General features: G+C 68.4%; 22 protein-coding genes and 1 tRNA gene. 8 read left to right on the top strand and 15 right to left on the bottom strand.

Annotation, left to right across the window (positions count from 1 at the left end):
* Positions 1 to 6: 6 nt before the first annotated feature.
* A complete protein-coding gene (gene pyk, locus QM641_RS01460; RefSeq protein WP_415112728.1) occupies positions 7 to 1,455 on the top strand; it encodes a pyruvate kinase in 1,449 nt (482 codons plus the stop codon).
* A 4-nt stretch (positions 1,456 to 1,459) separates the two neighbouring features.
* Here the strand turns inward: pyk and QM641_RS01455 are convergent.
* Positions 1,460 to 1,542: transfer RNA gene (locus QM641_RS01455), tRNA-Leu, on the bottom strand.
* 37 nt (positions 1,543 to 1,579) lie between these two features.
* Between QM641_RS01455 and QM641_RS01450 the strand changes: the two genes are divergently transcribed.
* Entirely contained in the window at positions 1,580 to 2,200 is a 621-nt protein-coding gene (locus QM641_RS01450; RefSeq protein WP_415112726.1) for an ANTAR domain-containing response regulator, read from the top strand.
* Here QM641_RS01450 and QM641_RS01445 read toward each other — a convergent pair.
* Positions 2,169 to 2,621 (bottom strand): hotdog fold thioesterase, encoded by a 453-nt coding sequence (locus tag QM641_RS01445; protein WP_415112724.1) that lies wholly within the window; start codon positions 2,619 to 2,621, stop codon positions 2,169 to 2,171. The genes QM641_RS01450 and QM641_RS01445 overlap by 32 nt on opposite strands.
* Positions 2,622 to 2,675: 54 nt before the next feature.
* Here QM641_RS01445 and polA point away from each other — a divergent pair, with 54 nt between their 5' ends.
* Positions 2,676 to 5,315 (top strand): DNA polymerase I, encoded by a 2,640-nt coding sequence (gene polA, locus QM641_RS01440; protein WP_415112722.1) that lies wholly within the window; start codon positions 2,676 to 2,678, stop codon positions 5,313 to 5,315.
* 28 nt (positions 5,316 to 5,343) lie between these two features.
* Positions 5,344 to 7,020 carry a DUF885 domain-containing protein gene (locus tag QM641_RS01435; protein WP_415112720.1) on the top strand — a complete coding sequence of 559 codons (1,677 nt, stop codon included), beginning with the start codon at positions 5,344 to 5,346 and terminating at the stop codon, positions 7,018 to 7,020.
* Between the two features lie 20 nt (positions 7,021 to 7,040).
* On the opposite strand, the gene QM641_RS01430 is transcribed toward QM641_RS01435, so the two are convergent.
* From QM641_RS01430 to QM641_RS01395, 8 genes are all read right to left on the bottom strand, one after another.
* Positions 7,041 to 7,664 (bottom strand): phosphoribosyltransferase, encoded by a 624-nt coding sequence (locus QM641_RS01430; RefSeq protein ID WP_415112718.1) that lies wholly within the window; start codon positions 7,662 to 7,664, stop codon positions 7,041 to 7,043.
* Positions 7,665 to 7,875: 211 nt separating this feature from the next.
* On the bottom strand, positions 7,876 to 9,546 hold the full coding sequence (locus tag QM641_RS01425; protein ID WP_415112716.1) for an MFS transporter: 1,671 nt from the start codon (positions 9,544 to 9,546) through the stop codon (positions 7,876 to 7,878).
* A 46-nt stretch (positions 9,547 to 9,592) separates the two neighbouring features.
* Entirely contained in the window at positions 9,593 to 10,051 is a 459-nt protein-coding gene (locus QM641_RS01420; RefSeq protein ID WP_415112714.1) for a MarR family winged helix-turn-helix transcriptional regulator, read from the bottom strand.
* Positions 10,052 to 10,093: 42 nt separating this feature from the next.
* A complete protein-coding gene (locus QM641_RS01415) occupies positions 10,094 to 11,422 on the bottom strand; it encodes an MFS transporter (protein ID WP_415112712.1) in 1,329 nt (442 codons plus the stop codon).
* 82 nt (positions 11,423 to 11,504) lie between these two features.
* Entirely contained in the window at positions 11,505 to 12,062 is a 558-nt protein-coding gene (locus QM641_RS01410) for a dihydrofolate reductase family protein (RefSeq protein WP_415112710.1), read from the bottom strand.
* 267 nt (positions 12,063 to 12,329) lie between these two features.
* Entirely contained in the window at positions 12,330 to 12,638 is a 309-nt protein-coding gene (locus QM641_RS01405; protein ID WP_415112708.1) for a type II toxin-antitoxin system PemK/MazF family toxin, read from the bottom strand.
* Positions 12,631 to 12,873 (bottom strand): ribbon-helix-helix domain-containing protein, encoded by a 243-nt coding sequence (locus QM641_RS01400; RefSeq protein ID WP_415112706.1) that lies wholly within the window; start codon positions 12,871 to 12,873, stop codon positions 12,631 to 12,633. Before QM641_RS01400 ends, QM641_RS01405 begins: the two co-directional genes overlap by 8 nt.
* A 54-nt stretch (positions 12,874 to 12,927) precedes the next feature.
* Positions 12,928 to 13,299 (bottom strand): hypothetical protein, encoded by a 372-nt coding sequence (locus QM641_RS01395; RefSeq protein WP_415112704.1) that lies wholly within the window; start codon positions 13,297 to 13,299, stop codon positions 12,928 to 12,930.
* A 422-nt stretch (positions 13,300 to 13,721) separates the two neighbouring features.
* Between QM641_RS01395 and QM641_RS01390 the strand changes: the two genes are divergently transcribed.
* Positions 13,722 to 13,982, top strand: coding sequence for a PASTA domain-containing protein (locus QM641_RS01390; RefSeq protein ID WP_415112776.1), 261 nt, complete (start codon positions 13,722 to 13,724; stop codon positions 13,980 to 13,982).
* 26 nt (positions 13,983 to 14,008) lie between these two features.
* Here the strand turns inward: QM641_RS01390 and QM641_RS01385 are convergent, their stop codons facing one another.
* A complete protein-coding gene (locus QM641_RS01385) occupies positions 14,009 to 14,632 on the bottom strand; it encodes a hypothetical protein (RefSeq protein WP_415112702.1) in 624 nt (207 codons plus the stop codon).
* A 331-nt stretch (positions 14,633 to 14,963) separates the two neighbouring features.
* Between QM641_RS01385 and QM641_RS01380 the strand changes: the two genes are divergently transcribed.
* Both QM641_RS01380 and QM641_RS01375 read left to right on the top strand, forming a co-directional pair.
* A complete protein-coding gene (locus QM641_RS01380) occupies positions 14,964 to 15,242 on the top strand; it encodes a type II toxin-antitoxin system Phd/YefM family antitoxin (protein WP_415112700.1) in 279 nt (92 codons plus the stop codon).
* The gene (locus tag QM641_RS01375; protein ID WP_415112698.1) at positions 15,239 to 15,505 is read left to right on the top strand and encodes a type II toxin-antitoxin system RelE family toxin; all 267 of its coding nucleotides are present in this window, start codon (positions 15,239 to 15,241) and stop codon (positions 15,503 to 15,505) included. Before QM641_RS01380 ends, QM641_RS01375 begins: the two co-directional genes overlap by 4 nt.
* A 10-nt stretch (positions 15,506 to 15,515) precedes the next feature.
* Here the strand turns inward: QM641_RS01375 and QM641_RS01370 are convergent, their stop codons facing one another.
* The 3 genes from QM641_RS01370 to QM641_RS01360 are packed head-to-tail and all read right to left on the bottom strand — an operon-like array spanning position 15,516 to position 16,510.
* A complete protein-coding gene (locus tag QM641_RS01370) occupies positions 15,516 to 15,839 on the bottom strand; it encodes an NUDIX domain-containing protein (protein ID WP_415112774.1) in 324 nt (107 codons plus the stop codon).
* A gap of 18 nt (positions 15,840 to 15,857) precedes the next feature.
* A complete protein-coding gene (locus QM641_RS01365; protein WP_415112696.1) occupies positions 15,858 to 16,256 on the bottom strand; it encodes a type II toxin-antitoxin system VapC family toxin in 399 nt (132 codons plus the stop codon).
* Entirely contained in the window at positions 16,256 to 16,510 is a 255-nt protein-coding gene (locus QM641_RS01360; RefSeq protein WP_415112694.1) for a type II toxin-antitoxin system VapB family antitoxin, read from the bottom strand. The genes QM641_RS01365 and QM641_RS01360 overlap by 1 nt, the downstream gene beginning before the upstream one ends.
* A gap of 332 nt (positions 16,511 to 16,842) precedes the next feature.
* Between QM641_RS01360 and QM641_RS01355 the strand changes: the two genes are divergently transcribed.
* Positions 16,843 to 17,391 (top strand): HdeD family acid-resistance protein, encoded by a 549-nt coding sequence (locus QM641_RS01355; RefSeq protein ID WP_415112692.1) that lies wholly within the window; start codon positions 16,843 to 16,845, stop codon positions 17,389 to 17,391.
* 13 nt (positions 17,392 to 17,404) lie between these two features.
* Here QM641_RS01355 and QM641_RS01350 read toward each other — a convergent pair whose 3' ends face one another.
* Complete coding sequence (locus tag QM641_RS01350) at positions 17,405 to 18,169, bottom strand: SDR family oxidoreductase (protein ID WP_415112690.1); 765 nt, start codon at positions 18,167 to 18,169, stop codon at positions 17,405 to 17,407.
* Positions 18,170 to 18,172: the final 3 nt, after the last annotated feature.

Genomic DNA, 18,172 nt, shown 5'->3' with positions numbered 1-18,172 from the left:
ACTCACGTGAGACGCGCGAAGATCGTGGCCACCCTCGGGCCCGCGACATCGACCTACGAGATGGTGCGAGCAGTCATCGACGCCGGCGTCGACGTCACCCGCTTCAACCTGAGTCACGGCGATTACTCGGTGCATGAGAACAACCTCGCCAATGTGCGCAAGGCCTCCGCCGATGCCGATCGCGCCGTGGCGATCCTCGTCGACCTGCAGGGGCCGAAGATCAGGCTCGGGAGGTTCGAGGACGGTCCGCATGAGCTGGAACCCGGCGACATCTTCACGATCACCATCGAAGACATCCCCGGAACGAAGGACATCGTCTCCACGACGTTCAAGGGGCTGCCGGGCGACGTCGCTCCCGGCGATACGCTCCTCATCGATGACGGCAAGGTCCGGGTGACGGTGCTGGAGACCGACGGCACCGCCGTGACGACGAAGGTCGTCGTGGGCGGGTCCGTCTCCAACAACAAGGGCATCAACCTGCCCGGCGTCGCGGTGAACGTCCCTGCGCTGTCGCTGAAGGACGAGGAGGACCTTCGGTGGGCGCTGCGGGTCGGAGTCGACATCATCGCTCTGTCCTTCGTGCGCGATGCCAAGGATGTCCAGCGTGTGCACGCGATCATGGCGGAGGAGGGGCGACGCATCCCCGTCATCGCCAAGATCGAGAAGCCGCAGGCGGTGGCGAACCTCGAGAGCATCATCGACGCGTTCGACGGCATCATGGTCGCGCGCGGCGACCTCGGCGTGGAGCTTCCGCTGGAGGCGGTGCCGATCGTCCAGAAGGAGGCGGTCGAGCTGTGCCGTCGCATGGCGAAACCGGTGATCGTGGCCACCCAGATGCTCGAGTCGATGATCTCCAGCCCGGTGCCCACGCGCGCGGAGACCAGCGACGTCGCCAACGCCGTGCTCGACGGCGCCGACGCCGTCATGCTCTCCGGCGAGACGAGCGTCGGCGAGTACCCGGTGATCGTCGTGGAGACGATGGCCCGCATCATCGAGTCGACCGAGGACCACGGCCTGGAGCGCATCCTGCCGATGACGGCCACGCCGCGCACGCAGGGCGGAGCGATCACGCTGGCGGCGAACGAGGTCGCCGAGTTCGTGAACGCGAAGTATCTGTGCGTGTTCACCGAGTCGGGCGACTCCGTGCGCCGTATGTCCCGGCTGCGCTCGAAGATCCCGATGTACGCGTTCACGCCGCTTCCCGGCATCCGTCGTCGCCTCGCGATGACGTGGGGCGTGCAGTCCACACTCGTGGAGCGGGTGGCCCACACCGACCGCATGTTCATCCAGGTGGACGATTTCCTCCTGACGAACGACCTCGCCGAGGTGGGCGACAAGGTCGTCGTGATCTCCGGCTCGCCTCCCGGCACCGTGGGGTCGACCAATGACATCCGCGTGCACCGCGTCGGCGACGCCGTCCACGGCGCCGCTCCCATCTACAAAGCGGAGCGGTAGCCTGTGCCGGTGGTGGGAGTCGAACCCACACGCCCTTGCGGGCAACCGAGTTTGAGTCGGTCGCGTCTGCCATTCCGCCACACCGGCGCACGTCCGCGAACGACCATACCGTAGGATTCATAGGGTGACAGAGTCAGAGCCCACCGCCGCCTCCACTGCCGCCGCCCCGCGCCGCGTCGTCGTCGCCGAAGACGAGTCGCTCATCCGTCTCGACATCACCGAGATCCTCCGGGACAACGGGTTCGATGTCGTCGGCGAGGCGGGCGACGGTGAGACGGCCGTGCAGCTGGCCACCGAGCTGCGTCCCGACCTTGTCATCATGGACGTCAAGATGCCGGTGCTCGACGGGATCTCCGCGGCCGAGAAGCTGAGCCGGGCGCGCATCGCACCGGTGGTGCTGCTCACCGCCTTCAGTCAGAAGGAGCTCGTCGAGCGCGCCAGCGAGGCCGGTGCACTGGCCTACGTCGTGAAGCCGTTCACGCCGAGCGACCTGCTGCCGGCGATCGAGATCGCCCTGGCTCGTCACGACCAGATCATCGCCCTGGAGGCGGAGGTCGCCGACATGGTCGAGCGCTTCGAGACCCGCAAGCTCGTCGACCGCGCGAAGGGGCTTCTCAACGAGAAGATGGGCCTGACCGAGCCGGAGGCGTTCCGCTGGATCCAGAAGGCATCCATGGACCGCCGCCTGACGATGCAGGATGTCGCGAAGGCCATCATCGAGCAGCTCGCCCCGAAGAAGAGCTGACGGACTCCTCCCTGATCAGGTTGGTGATCCGGATCGTCGAGCAGCGCCGCCCCTGATCGTCGGTCACGACGATCTCGTGCACCGTCATCGTGCGGCCGAGGTGGATCGGCGTGCACACGCCGGTCACGATCCCGCTCGTGGCCGAGCGGGTGTGCGTGGCGTTGATGTCCACTCCCACGGCGAGGCGCCCGGCACCGGCGTACAGATTGGCCGCCATCGACCCCAGAGACTCGCCGAGCACGACGTACGCCCCTCCGTGCAGCAGGCCGACCGGCTGGGTGTTGCCCGCCACCGGGATCGTGGCGACCGAGCGCTCCACGGAGAACTCCACGAGGCGCATGCCCATCTTCTCGGCGAGAGCGCCGAGCCCTCGACGCTCCGCCCAGGCCAGTCCGTCGACGGGGGAGGGGTCGGCTGCCATCGTGCGCTCCGCTCGGTCGATCGGGGTGTCGCCGCCCCTGGCTAGGCTGACAGGGTGACGGACTCCGCAAAGCCTACCCTTCTGGTCGTTGACGGCCACTCCCTGGCATACCGTGCGTTCTTCGCGCTCCCGGTGGACAACTTCACCACGAAGGACGGCCAGCACACCAACGGCATCTACGGCTTCCTCTCGATGTTCGTGAATCTCGTCAAGGCGGAGCGGCCGACCCACCTGGCGGTCGCGTTCGACACCTCGCGGTACTCGTTCCGCACCCGCGAGTACGCCGAGTACAAGGCGAACCGGTCCGAGTCGCCGGCCGAGTTCAAGGGTCAGATCCCGCTGCTGCAGGAGTGCCTGGCGGCGATGAGCGTGCCGGTGCTCACGAAGGAGGATGTCGAGGCCGATGACATCCTCGCCACCCTCGCCACGCAGGGAGCCGAACTCGGTTACGACGTGCTGGTGTGCTCCGGCGACCGGGACACGATCCAGCTCGTCACCGACCGTGTCACACTGCTCTACCCGAGCGTTCAGGGCGTGTCGCAGCTGCGCCGCTACACGCCCGAGACCGTCCTGGAGAAGTACGGCCTGCCTCCGCACAACTATCCCGACATCGCCGCCCTCGTGGGCGAGACGAGCGACAACCTGCCGGGCGTGCCGAAGGTCGGCGAGAAGACGGCGGTCAAGTGGCTCACCCAGTTCGGCTCGCTCGACGCGCTCCTGGAGCGCGCCGACGAGATCAAGGGCGTCGTCGGCGGCAACCTGCGCGAGCATCTCGACGACGTCCGCCGCAACCGGGCGCTGAACCGGCTGCTGCGCGACGTCGAGCTCGGGGTCGGGCCCGCCGACCTCGCGGTCCAGCCCATCGATGCCCAGGCCGTCCGCGACATCTTCGCCCGCCTCGAGTTCCGTACGCTCCTGCCGCGCGTGTTCGAGGCCGCCGGGGCGGACCCCGCGATGGCTGCGGCCTCGTCGGCGCCCGCACAGGCGGCACCGACACCGGCCGAGCCCGACGCCGCGGGCGTGGCGTCGTGGGCGGCGGCCGCCGCGGGCGAGGTCGGCGTCACGCTCACGATCGAGGGCGGGATGCCTCATCGGATCGGCCTCGCGACCGCCGAGACCGCCGTCGAGGCGACGTGGACGCCGGAGCTCGCTGCTGCGCTCAGCGACTGGCTGGAAGGCGACGCGCCGAAGGTCATCGCCGACGCCAAGCCGCAGGTGAAGGCGCTCCGCCGGGCCGGGGTGCGCCTGCGCGGGCTCGTCTTCGACCCGATCCTGGCCGGCTGGCTGCTGCGCCCCAGCTTCCCCGACAAGGGTCTGGCCGATCTGGTCGACCGCTACCTCGACGAGAGACTTCCCGAGGCCGATCCTGCCCAGCTCGTGCCCGAGACCGAGGGCGCGACGCCGGGTCAGCTGTCGTGGTATCTGCTCCGCGTCGCAGATGCGGTCAGGGCCGAGCTTCCGGTGTCGGTGGCATCCGTGCTCACCGACATCGAGCTGCCCACCCTCGACGCGCTCGCCGACATGGAGCTGGCCGGCGTCGCGGTCTCGCACGCGAAGCTCTCCGCGTTCTCGACCGAGCTGGGCGAGCGCGCCGACGCGATCGCGCAGGACGCATACGCCACGATCGGCCGGGAGGTGAACCTCGGCTCGCCCAAGCAGTTGCAAGAGGTGCTGTTCGAGCAGCTGCTGCTGCCGAAGACCCGCAAGACCAAGACCGGGTATTCGACGGATGCCGCCGTCCTCGCCGACCTGCAGGAGAGCCACCCGCATCCGTTTCTCGACCTGCTGCTGCGCTACCGCGAGGCGACCAAGCTGCGTCAGATCATCGAATCGCTCGACACGGCGATCGCGTCCGACGGGCGCGTGCACACGACGTACCTGCAGACCGGCAGCCAGACCGGTCGGCTCTCCAGCACCGACCCGAACCTGCAGAACATCCCGGTGCGCACCGAGGAGAGCAGACGCATCCGCGCTGCGTTCGAGGCGGGCGCGAAGTACGAGACGCTGCTCACGGCGGACTACTCGCAGATCGAGATGCGCATCATGGCGCACCTGTCCGAGGACCCCGGGCTCATCGAGGCGTTCAACTCGGGAGAGGATCTGCACCGTTTCGTCGGTGCGCGCGTGTTCGGGGTCGCCCCGGGCGAGGTGACACCGGCGATGCGCACGAAGGTGAAGGCCATGTCGTACGGCCTCGTCTACGGCCTGTCGGCCTTCGGGCTGTCGAAGCAGCTGCGCATCGAGCAGGCCGAGGCCAAGCAGCTCATGCTGGAGTATTTCGCGCGTTTCGGTGCGGTGCGCGACTACCTGCGTGCCAGCGTCGAGCAGGCCCGCATCGACGGGTACACCGAGACGATCTTCGGGCGGCGACGACCGTTCCCGGATCTGGCCAGTCCCAACCGAGTGCTACGGGAGAACGCCGAGCGCGCGGCGCTGAACGCCCCGATCCAGGGCAGTGCCGCCGACATCATGAAGATCGCCCTGTTCCGCATCCATGGCGAGCTGCGGGCGGCGAACCTGCGCTCCAGAGTCCTGATGCAGATCCATGACGAGCTCGTCGTCGAGGTCGCACCGGGGGAGTGGCATGCCACCGAGGAGATCGTCCGTGCGCGCATGGGCGATGCGGCAGAGCTCTCGGTGCCCCTCGACGTGCAGATCGGTCGCGGTGGCGACTGGAACGAGGCCGGGCACTGAGCCCGGGGCCTCCGGTTACGCTCGGAGGATGACGGACACGCCGCGCCCCTCGACGCCCATCGACCGCATCGCCGACGCCTGGGTCGACACGGTCGCCGCGCTCTCGCCGACGACCGCCACCTACATCGGCCGGTTCGAGTACAACGACCGGCTCGACGATCTCTCCCCGGAAGGCATCGACAGGTCGCTGGCGGCGACCACCGCGACGATCGCCGCGCTCGAGGCGGCGGAGGCGATCGACGAGGTCGACGAGTTGACCAAGACCGACCTTCTGGGCGAGCTGCGCCTGTCGGTCGAGCTGCACGAGGCGCAGAGCGCGCTGCGCGACGTCAATGTCATCGCCTCGCCCGCACAGGATCTGCGGAGCGTCTTCGACCTCATGCCCACCGCCACCGTCGACGACTGGTCGGTCGTCTCGACGCGGCTCGCCGCCCTGCCCAGTGCACTCGAGGGCTACGCCGCCACCCTCCGGCAGGGCATTGCGACGGGTGTCGTCCCCGCTCGCCGGCAGGTCGTGGAGGTGGTCGACCAGATCGCGCGCTACACGGCCGACGACGGCTTCTTCGCCTCGTTCGTCGGCGACGCGGCCCCGGACGAGGGGGAGCTGCCGGCATCGCTCATGCGCGAGCTCGGCGACCACGCCGATGCGGCGCGCGCGGCGTACGACGCACTGGCGCTGTTCCTGCGCGACGAGCTCGCACCGGCGGCGAGCGAGACCGACGCGGTCGGGCGCGACCTGTACGCGTTGCACTCCCGCCGCTTCCTCGGCGCCCGGATCGACCTGGACGAGACCTACGAGTGGGGCGTCGAGGAGCTCGCCCGCATGGTCGCCGAGCAGGTGCAGATCGCCGGCGAGATCCTGCCCGGGGCATCCGTCGGAGAGGCCGTCGCGTTCCTGGAGACCGATTCCTCCCGCAAGCTCCACGGCACCCAGGCGCTGCAGCGGTGGATGCAGGAGACCAGCGACCGTGCGGTCGCCGAGCTCGGCCGCACCCATTTCGACATTCCGGAGCCCATCCGCCGGCTGGAGTGCATGATCGCCCCGACCCACGAGGGCGGCATCTACTACACCGGGCCCACCGACGACTTCTCGCGTCCCGGTCGCATGTGGTGGTCGGTGCCGGAGGGCGTGACCTCGTTCGACACGTGGCGCGAGCTCACCACGGTCTATCACGAGGGCGTTCCCGGACACCACCTGCAGATCGCCCAGGCCGTCTACAACCGCGCCGAGCTGAACACGTGGCGGCGACTGCTCGCCGGCACGAGCGGCCACGCGGAGGGCTGGGCGCTGTACGCGGAGCGGCTGATGGAGCAGCTCGGCTACCTCGACGACCCTGCCGACCGGCTGGGGATGCTCGACGGTCAGCGGATGCGGGCCGCCCGGGTCGTGCTCGATATCGGCGTGCACCTGCAGAAGTCCCGCCCGAGCGGCGACGGGGTCTGGGACGCGGGCTATGCACTGGAGTTCATGCGACGCAACGTCAACATGCCCGACGAGTTCATCCGCTTCGAGGTCAATCGCTACCTCGGCTGGCCGGGGCAGGCGCCCTCCTACAAGGTCGGGCAGCGCATCTGGGAGCAGATCCGCGAAGAGTGCCGCGAGGCCGCCGGCGACGACTTCGACATCAAGCGCTTCCACATGAGGGCACTTCGCCTGGGCGGGGTCGGACTCGACACCCTGAGGATGGCGCTCACGCCCCGCTGACGCAGCTGCACTCGAGGGTGTCAGTGGCTGCCGGCGAGCAGGTGCACGACCTCGGCGTCGGCGATCTGGCTGAAGTCGTCGTAGAACTGGCCGACCGACCAGAAGTCCTCCTCGCGGTGGAGGCACACGACCTCGTCGATGACTCCGGCCTCGCTGCGCCATCGCGCGGGCGCAACGGGTACGGCCAGCACGACGCGCACGGCCCCCTGTGTACGGACCGCCTGGCACGCCGCTGTCGCGGTGGCCCCGGTCGCGACGCCGTCGTCGACGACGATCGCGGTGCGTCCACGTACCTGGTCGAGCGTCGTGCCGAACAGCTCCTCGCGGCGGCGCAGCTCCACGCGTTCGACGTCCTCGACGAATGCCAGCTGCTCGGGGGTCACGCCGCTGCCGCGCACCGCGTCGGGACTCACGACGCGCACGCCGTCGGCGATGGCGCCGAGCGCAAGCTCCTCGTGCCAGGGCACGCCGAGCTTGCGCGCGACGGCGACGCCCAGTGGGAGCTGCAGCGTCCGCGCGACCTCCGCGGCGACCACGACCCCTCCGCGCGGAATGCCGAGGACCACGGCATCCGTCCCTCGCCACGCTGTCAGCGTCGCTGCGAGCTGCCTGCCCGCATCGACCCGGTCGGCGAAGATGGCCACTGTTTCACCCTACGCCGCGGGATCCGGGAGGCGTTCGTAAGCGCTTCGCTTGGCCCGTTGTGTCGTCTGCGGGGCCGAAAGCGGCAGGATGCGCCCAGCGAAGCGGGCCCTACCCGGCTGGCTTGGCGCATCTGGTCGCCGGAGTCGCGTCCGGCGGCGCTTCGGGCCAGGTCGACGGATGCCGGCGCCGCGCACGTGAGCGCGGTCGGTCTCACGCTCCCACGGCGTCGGCCTCGACCATGACCAAGCGCTGGGGCGCCCCCTCGAAGGCGGCCAGCAGGGGCTTGGAGAGGTAGTCGCCGGCGGCGCGGCCGATCACGAACGTGCTCGCGCCGACGCTCTGCGCGTGCCGGGCCAGAGCTGCCGCGGTGGCGCCGCGGTCGCCGAGGCTGTGCAGCAGGAGGCCGCGCACGACGAGGCCGCCGTCGCTGACGCGTTCGACCTGCTCGCGGATCGCGTCGGCGGCATCCTCCTCCGACTCCGGGGTGATCGCGAGGTCGGCCACCACGGTCGTCACGCGCACGTGCACGAGCTCCAGGGGTGCTCCCTCGCGGCGGGCGATCGCGGCGGCCTCGTCTACGACGGCGGATGCCGACGCCCTCGACCCCACGGCGACCACGACCGGTGGCGCGGCGGTGGTGCCGATCGGCCGGATGACCTCCACCGCTGACGTGGCGACCGTCTCACCGGCATCCTGCTCGGCCGCCTTCTCTGCAGCGGTGATGAACCGATGACCGGATGCCAGCACCGGGATCGCGATCAGGAAGGCGACACCCCCGACGAGGAACGACATGCTCTCGCCGGTCGCCTCCGCGATCTTCCCCGCGACGAAGGGCGCCAGACCTCCGCCGAGGAAGCGCACGAAGCCGTATGCGGAGGATGCCACCGACCGCTCGACGGGCGAGACCATCATGACCGCCTGGGTCGTCAGGGTGTTGTTGATGCCGATGAACGCGCCGCTGGCGATGACGGCGACCACGACGACCGCGGGATGGTCGATGTTCATGGCGATGACGACCATGACGATGCCGAGCCCGAGGAGGTTCGCGTACAGCACGGCCGCGGTGCCGAAGCGGCGCTGCAGCATCGGTGCGAGGAGCACGGCGAAGATCGCGACCAGCAGGCCCCAGCCGGTGAAGACGAGGCCCAGCTGCATGGCCTCCAGGTGCATCGGATAAGGCGCGTAGCCGAGCATCGTGAAGAAGCCCCAGTTGTAGAGCAGGGCGACCAGGCCCATCGTGAGCAGGCCCCGATGCTTGAGGGCGACCAGCGGTGCGCGCAGCGGCAGCTTCTGCTCCGGCTTAGGGAGTTTCGGCACGAACAGCAGGGTCGCCACGAGCGCGATCGCCATGAGCACCGCGACACCGAAGAACGGTCCCCGCCAGCTGATCGAGCCGAGAAGTCCGCCGACGAGAGGACCCGCAGCGATGCCGAGGCCGAGCGCCGCCTCGTACAGCACGATCGCGCCGGAGAACCCGCCGCGGGCGGATGCCACGATCACGGCGAGGCTCGTCGCGATGAACAGCGCGTTCCCCAGGCCCCACCCGCCGCGGAAGCCGATGATGCCCGAGACGGTTTCGGAGGCGCCCGCGAGCGCGGCGAACACGACGATGAGGGCGAGCCCGACGACGAGCGAAGACTTCGAGCCGATGCGGCTGGAGACCCAGCCGACGCCGAGCATCGCGATCGCCGTGACGAGCAGGTAGCTCGTGAACAGCAGTGAGACCTCGGCCGGTGAGGCCTCCAGTCCCTCGGCGAGCGCGGGCAGGATCGGGTCGACGAGGCCGATCCCCATGAAGGAGATGACGCAGGCGAAGGCCACGGCCCACACCGCGCGGGGTTGTCTCAGCAGGCTCGAACCGGAGCCGTGCGATGCGTTCACTCGGAACGCTCCTCTCTTGTCGTACGGATCGATGAAAGAAGTGAGTTCACTTGCGCGCGGCAGCGATGTCGACCAGCCGCTCGAGCGCAGGAAGGGCGGCCTCGAGCGCCGCGCGGTCGTCGTCGCCGAGGCCGGCGACCAGCGCATCGAGGCGGGCGACGCGATCGTGGTGGCGCTGCTCGAGGGCGGCGAGCCCGTGCGCCGTGACGTCGACCAGCACGACGCGACCGTCGTCGGGGGAGGAGACCCGCACGGCGTAGCCCTCGGTGACCAGGCGATCGGCGAGCTGGGTCAGCGCCGGCTGCGAGACGCCCTCGCTGCGCGCGAGGACGGTGATGCGCTGCGGCCCGGAGTCGCGGAGCCGTGCGAGCACCGACGAAGCCGTCGTGGACATGCCGTCGGCGGAGGCGACCGCGCGCAGATGGCGCACAAGGCGTTCCACGACGAGGGTGAAGCGGATGGCGGTCTCGTCGGTGGCGGTGACTGTCGCGGCATCCATCTTCATAAGCCGATTATACATAATCTGGCTTATGGAAGCACGCTGGAGTCAGGAGCGCGGTCCGTCCATCCCGAGTCGGATGCGCGTGCGCTTACGCTCGATGACGATGAAGGTCGCGCCCACCGCCCACAGCGGCACCTGCGTGAGGAAGGCGATGCGGAACGCGTCGAGCCGGAAGGTCGCGGGTGATCCCGCGCCCTGCAGATCGAGGGCGAGACCGATGAGGAAGATCGCGACCAGCGCGGCGAGGAATCCTCCGGCATTGGTGACGCCGGTCGCGGTGGACAAGCGGTGCTCCGGGTTGTACGTGCGGGCGTGGTCGAAGGCGATCATGGATGCCGGTCCGCCCGTGGCAAGCGCGACGGCGAGCGCATACAGGAGCCACAGCGGAGCGTGCCCGGGCCAGCAGATCACGGCGAGCCACGCGGCCGCCTGGACGCCGACGGCGGGCAGCACCAGCGCCCGCGACCGCCGGTGCGGGATACGGCGGGACAGATCGCCCACGATGGGGCCGAGGACCATGCCGACAAGGACCGAGGTCGCTGCGATGGCCGCAGCGTCGGCCGAGGTGAGTCCCTCACCGGCGGTGAGGAACGGCATGCCCCACAGGAGGACGAACGCGGTGCCTGCGAACGGCGTCGTGAAGTGCGACCAGAAGGCAAGCCGGGTGCCCGGGTGCGCCCAGGCGGCGCGGATGCCGCCGGGCTCGACCTGGATCGCCGAGGTGACCACGCGCACCGCCCCGGTATCGGTGTCGATGCTGACGTCGCGCGCGGCACCGGCTGGATTGTTGCGGATGAGGACGAACAGGAGCACGGTGAACAGCGCGGCCAGGCCCGCGACGCTGCCGAAGGTGACGGACCAGCTCGTCGCGTGCAGGAGGGCGGCGACGGGGATCAGCGCGACAAGCTGACCCCCCTGCCCGATGATGCCGGTCAGCTGCACCATCATCGAACCCCGCTGAGCCGGGAACCAGGTGGCGATGAGCCGCAGCACGCCGGGGAAGATCGCGGCGTCGCCGGCGCCCAGGAGCACCCGCGCGACGAGCGCTATGCCGACGCTCGGCGACAGCGCCATCGTCAGCTGCCCCACCGCCATGATCATCATGCCGATCGTCATGATCGGTCGCGATCCGTAACGATCGAGCAGCACGCCCACGGGAATCTGCATGCCGCCGTACATCGCCAGCTGCACCACCGCGAACAGCGACAGCGTGGCGGCATCCGCATCGAAGCGGGCCGCGGCATCCACGCCCACCGCCGACAGCGATGCGCGGTTCGTGACGGCCAACACGTAGGCGGCCGCGCCGACGCACCAGATCAGCCACGCGCGAGCGCTCGGACCGGAGGAGGCGACGGAGGATGCTGGCCGATTCACGGATGCCACCGTACCCATGGCCGCGCGCATCGCGAAAACCGCCGGCGAGGATGTTCTCCTCGCGCTCCGGATGCGAAACGGTTCAGCGGAACGAGTACGTGAGCTCGGCGAACTGCCCGCTCTGTCGCACGCTCTCCAGCGTCAGCCGCTCGGACCCGAACCGCCGGGGGAGGAGGGGTCGCCCCGCGCCGAGGGTGACCGGCGCGACCGACACCCGCACCTGGTCGAGGTGACCGGCGTCGGCGAACTGTCCGACGAGGTCCCCGCCGCCCACGATCCACACGTCGCGGTCGCCCGCGGCCGCGTCGATCTCGGGCCAGAGCCCTGAGACCTCGCCGGACACGAAGCGGAGGGTGTCGGCATCCGGGACTCGGGGGAGCTCACGCCCGGTGAAGACGAACACGGGGCGTTCGGCGTAGAACTCGGGCCACCGCTCGGGTGCGTCGCGCAGCTCGTGGCGCCACAGCCAGTCGTAGGTCGTCGAGCCCATGACCACGGCGCCCACGCCGTCGAGGAACGGGGTGAGGTCGGCCTCGGCCTCCACGCTGCCCGGCACCGAGAACAGCCAGTCGAGGGAGTCGTCCGGGTCGGCGAGGAAGCCGTCGAGGGTGACGGCGGTGTGGAACAGGACACGGCTCACACGCCGAGGTTCGCGCGGCACCGGGTGGGCTGTCAAGCCCCCGCCGCACGCGACGCTCACCGCCGCAGCATCCGCCATCGCGAAACCTCCCGTCTGCACCGCTTTAGCCTCGAAAACGTTGCAGACGGGAGGTCTCGCGCGCTTCAGTGGGTGCGGTAAGCTTTGCAGCTGACGCTCGACGACCGCCCGCGCCCCTGACGGTACTCAGGCGGATTGTCCATCGGCAGGCTGAGCCGAGCCCATCCCGACGGTTGCCGACGGCACCGACTACGAGGGGATGTCCAGGTCGAAGGCCAGCACTGCGGCGCGGGCGAGCAGTGCTTCTTGTGCGTCTGTGAGGAACCCGATGGTTCTGCCCAGCCTTGCGGTCGGTATCGTCAGAACGTTGTCGATCGACACGGCGCAGTCATGATCGAGACCGTTCTCACGTCCCACGGGCACCTCACTGCTGAGGCCCTTCACGGTTGCGGTGATCGGTGCAACTGTCACCTTCGTCATGACTCCACGGGCCAGTTCCCGGGTCAGCACGAGCACCGGTCGAGTCTTGTCGACGTGTGCCAGGCAGATCTCACGCATCGTCGTCCTCGACCTGCGGCTGCGAGGTCGCCCACACGACGAGGGGGTCGAGATCATCGCTCGCTCCCACGCGTTCGAGAATCGCGCGGTCCCGCTCGGCGGCGCGACGGCGTAGCTCGCGCTCGATGGCTGTCGATACCAGCGCCGTGCGGCTGGGTGCGTCGCCCGATGCAACGAGTTCGTCGAGCCGAGCAACAGTGTCATCGGGGAGCCGGACAGCGATCTGAATACTCATGCTGACATGGTACCGTGCTGCATCCCAAAGTGGGATGCAAGTGGAGTGGCGGGCTCACCGGTTTGACGATGAAGGCTGAAGGGCGGCAGACAGTGGTCGATCTTCATCGCCCTCGTCATTCAGGAGTGCTGGAGCGCCGTGGGCGGTCGTGCGCCACATAACGCGCAGCACGTCGATCACGTCGTCAGGGCTCGCTCCGGTGGCTTCGGCATTCGTGATCAGCTCCCGGATCTGACGGGTCACGGTGAGGGGAAGGCGGGCAGCGGCTGGCGCGACCCGGGTGCCGGCGGCCGTGCGTGTGACGACGAGCCCATCGAGCCCGCTCTCGTTCGGGATGGGAATCCAGACCAAGGTGTACTGACCACTTTCATCCGCGACAGATGTCAGTCCCGCTGCGAGTGTCGTCCCCACCAGTAGGAGCAGCACCGTGCCGACGATGATCAGGCCTGTACGCGGTCCGAACGTGCTCCAGGTCCGCCGAGACCCCGTCACGACCGGTATCTCAGAGGCTCCAGAACCTCTCGCGGCGGCATCCTCAACCACGGGGTTCACCCGTCGGAACGGCTACATCCGCTACGACATTGCTGGCGCGGACTTCCTGGCTTGGCTCGGAGGCCGCGCGGCCTACTATCGCCGCTGTGACGGCACCCTCGCGGTCGCTGATGGCTACTCTGGACCGGCCGCGCTCTCTCCACTACTGAATCCGCGCACCGACCGACGTTAACCCGCGGTCTCGGCCTCGAGGATGAGGCGGGAGGTGGTCTTCTTTGGCCGACAGCGAAAATGGTCTGGACAGAGGACTGCTCGTCTGTTCGAATTCTCTCACAGATAGTTGGAAGGGAGAAACGATGCGCGTAACTGTTCCGGATCTGGTTGGACAGCCCGTTGATATCGCTCAGGAAGTTGCAGCCGGCCTGGGTCTGAGTCTGGCCAGCGGCGACCCTGATGGCCCCGGGCTGAGGTCGCGCACGTGGCCCGGTCTGTTCCTGGTGGAGACGCAGGATCGCATCCCTGGTTCGGAAGTCGACCGGGGGACTCAGATTGGGATCACGTTCGTGCAGTACGGGGAGGGGGACGACGACGTCGATCGGGTGAGGACGCCAGCTTGATCCGGCGTTCTCACCCGACGTTGGAGTCACCCGAATGCGAACGAGGGGCCCGTCGAGTAGCACACCGTTCCGTCGACGAGGATGGCTGCGGCTGAGGACGAGTACGAGGGAACGCCAGCAATGCCAGGCCCCACGACGTTGTAGATGGCACTCTGCCAGTTCTTGTAACCGGAGACAGGGCCAGAGCCGCTGGTAGTCCAGTTTCCGCCAGTCCAGAACCCGGTGGCGATCACCTTCCAGTCGTGTTCATACACCGCAAGGTAGACCTGGAATCCGGTCGTGAAACCGACGGTGTCGTTGGCCAGCTTCGATCCTGACAGCCACGATGTACCGCAGTCACCGCCTGCTCGCGCCGCATCTGTTCCCTGAGCGGCGGCGCGGAGGCGCTCACCGTCAGCGAGCAGCGCGGCGGCCTTCTCCGTCACGGGGATCGACTGCTGAGAACCGTCCTCGTTCGTGACGATTCGGAATCCGTTCTTTTCTGCGACCTCCGCGTCGAATCCTCGCGCCACCATCGGCATATAGGTGGTGGCATCGGAGGACTCATCCTCTGACGCGGCCGCCGCCACGGTCGAGGGGATGAGCACAAGCGCGCTTATCGCGAGTAGAGCAGCTAACGTACGTCGACCTGTCATGATTGCACCTTTCATCAAGCGATTCGGGTGCCCGCAGCCATTGCGGCTCGCTGAGACCAGGTAGCCCGTTGTGGCTGGATACGCGCAAGTATTCTCCGTTACCAACTCGTGAACTTTATAGACATAATGTGCATTATCGGCTATCGGATCCGACCTCGCTCACGATCGGCGTCGCCCACGATCGAGGCACTGTCCGCGTTGTCCGGTCACTGCCCAATCTTCGAGTCACTGTGCACGAACACAGTGACTCGAACAAGGAGCAGTGACTCGACGCTCAGCGTTACGCGCGATCCCATTGACGAGATGAGCGTCTTGACCAGACCAGAATTCGGACCATAATGAGATCATGCAGACGTTGCCCATCTCCTCGGTCAAAGCTCGCCTCAGCGAACTCGTAGAGGCGGCTGGGAAGACACGCGATGAGATCGCCATCACCGTCAACGGATCGCCGGCAGCGATGCTCGTCGGGATCGACGAGTGGGAGGAGTTGCAGGAGCGGGTCTACTGGCTGAGCCAGGGCGCGGACCTCACCGCGGACATCAACGCGGCTCGGGAGGAGATCGCCTCAGGTGGCGGTTTCACCGAGCACGAGATCCGCGAGCAATTCGGGATCCCCAAGCGATGAGCTATGAGGTCGTCTTCGCCTCTACGGCGGTTCGCGACCTTCAGCGCATTCCGGCGCGGATCGTTCCTGCGGTCGTGGAGTTCGTCTACGGCGAGCTTGCGCGGAATCCCCAGAGAGTCGGTAAGCGCCTCGAACGCGAGCTTGCCGGTCTCTACAGCGCTCGGCGCGGGCCGTACCGCATCCTCTACGAGATCGATGACGAGGAAGTCCGCGTCATCGTGATCCATGTCGACCATCGCGCGGACGTCTACCGGCGACGATGAACCGTCGGGCCTACCGGCACAGGTCGCGGAGCCACTCGTTCGCAGCGGCTGGGTACAGCGGCTCGGCCAGCCCGGCATCGTCGAACGGCCGCCACACGACGGGGACGACAGAGCCGTCCGACTCGGTGAGCGTTCCCCCCTCGTCGGCAGGTGCAGGCACCAATCGGCCGGTGTACAGAGCGACGAGCTCGTGACCGAGCTCTCCGTCGATGCGGAAGATGTTCTCGACCACACCGAGGTGGACGAGGTCGAGGATGCGCGCGCCGAGCTCCTCGTCGACCTCGCGGACGATCGCCTCGTGGTGGGTCTCTCCCAGTTCGACGCTGCCGCCGATGAGCCGGTGGAAGCCGTATCAGAGAGCCGACGCGACGTCCGTGCGAGCGAAGTCGTCGCCTTTGTAGAGCAGGGGCGCTCCGAGCTGCTTCGACAGTGCGTAGGAGAAGCAGTCGCCGAAGTTCAGACCGGCTTCGTGTCGCCCATTGCCGAACCGTTGCCAGGCGGCGACCGCCAGATCGGCCTGCGTCTCATCGACGGCGACGATCTGGGCCGAGATCCGTGTCAGCAGCAGCTCGAGGTCTCGAGCCGCCTCGACGCCCTGACGACCGTGGATGACGATACGAGCCTCGACGAGGGTTGCCGCGCTGACACTGACGTCGCCTGTCTGCGCGGCGAGAACCGAGGCGTACGCCCTCGCGTCCGACTCGCCGAAGACGACCGCCGCGAGGGCGGAGGTGTCAACCACGATGGCCATCAGGCCGGAAGCCCATGCTCGTCGTAGCCGATGATCGTCTCGGCGGAGCTGTCATCGATCACATGCCGGCGCTGCCCGCGCGCGATGATCGCCTCGAGCTCGTCTCGGACAGCGTGCTCTTCGGCACGTGCGCGCACCCGCCGAAGACGCTGTTCCAACGCGATGCGTGCCGCAACCGTGATGCTCTCCCCCGTCGCCGCAGCCAGCTCTCGGGCGATGCGGTCGGTCTCGGGGTCCTTGATGTTCAGCGCCACAACCCGATTCTACCTCGCGAGGAAGAAAGCGGGTCGGTGAGGAAGAAGCCCGCTCCGCACTCACGCCAGGCCGCTCCAAGCGAGTGCGCTCCGCGCACGGCGCCGACGCGCGACCCACCCCTGCCGCGTCCACGGTGCGGCGCGTAGAATCGAGGTGCGGACAATCCCCTCCTCTCGCGCCCGGCGGTCGTCCCCCTCCCCCTCCCCCCGGAGCGGCCGCCGGGCGCCGCACCTCGAAGACATGCCGATACGGCGTCGCGTCCGCGTGCGCGATCCGCCCCGGTCTACGCTGGAATCCGGCCACCAGCCGCTTCCGAAGAAGGGGACGCATCATGTCCGAGTTCGCCGTCGACAAGTCCGTTGTGAACGGCATCCGCACCGCCCTCGGCATCGGCGGGGTCCTGTCGCTCATCCTCGGCATCCTGATCCTGGTCTGGCCCGCACGGACGGCGTTCGTCGCGGTCTCGATCGTCGCCATCTACGCCATCGCGGCGGGCCTGGTATATGCCGGTCTTGGAATATTCTCGCGGTCGAAGAGCGGCTGGTCGCGCACCGGACACATCGTGCTCGGCGTGCTCTATGTGATCGCCGGCGTGGTGGCCTTCACGAACCTGCCCGCCGCAACCGAGTGGTTCGGCATTTTCATCGGCGTGATGGTCGGCATCGTGTGGCTGGTCGAGGGCGTCGTCTCTCTGTCGACGCTGGCGGATGCCACGTCCAAGGGCTGGACGGTCTTCTTCGCGTCCCTGACGATCCTCGCGGGCGTCATGCTGCTGTTCTCCCCGTTGTGGGGTGCGGTGGTGTTGTGGTGGCTCCTCGGCACCTCCGCCGTCGCGACCGGACTCGTCCAGCTCATCCGAGCGTTCACGTTCGGCAGGTAGGAAGCTCCGGGACCTACTCCCCCGCGAACGAGCTCGTGTCGCCGACGAGGCGCGTGTGGTCCGCGGGCACCGGGTCGACCGCGGCCTGAGCGACCTCGGCGGCGAACTCCGACACGTTGTAGAGCTTCCCGGCCGACTCCCGGCGCGACGCGATCGCGCCCGGGTTCACCCGCTCCAGGAGCGTGGCCGTGATCGTCCCCTCGATCATGTCACCGGAGACGACGACGAAGCCGATGCCGCGTTCCTCCAGAGCCGGGATGCGCTCACGCAGCGCGTCCTCCCCGGCGCGCTTGGAGAGCGCGACGGGGACGTACGCGTCCATCGTCGGGGTGGTGCGGATGAAGTGTGCCTGGTGGCTCGTGACGAACACGACGCGCGATCCGTCACCGAGAAGCGGCAGAGCGGTCTCGAGCACGTTCACCTGCGCGTCGCGGTTGAGCTTGAGGGCGTAGTCCTCAGCCATGCCGCCCTCCATGCCGCCCGAGGCGTTGAGCACGAGGATGTCGAGGCAGCCGAAGACCTCCTCGACGGCGCGGAACATCTCCTGGACGGACACCGGATCGGTGAGGTCCGCGCCCACGACGAGCACCTGGACGCCGAGGCCGCGCAGCTCGGCGGCGAGCTTCTCGGCGCGGGGGGCCTTGTTGCGGAAGTTGATCACGACGTTCGCACCGGCCTGGGCGAAGTAGCGCACGGTGTCGGCGCCGATGCCCCGCGAGGAGCCGGTGACGAGCGCGGTCTTCCCGGCGAGAGCGCCGGCGGGCAGAGGCTGGGACATGGA

The sequence above is a fragment of the Microbacterium sp. genome (assembly GCF_047605725.1).
GTDB lineage: Bacteria > Actinomycetota > Actinomycetes > Actinomycetales > Microbacteriaceae > Microbacterium.
Note: the sequence above shows the minus strand (reverse complement) of the source record. Positions and strands in the feature narration are given on the sequence as shown.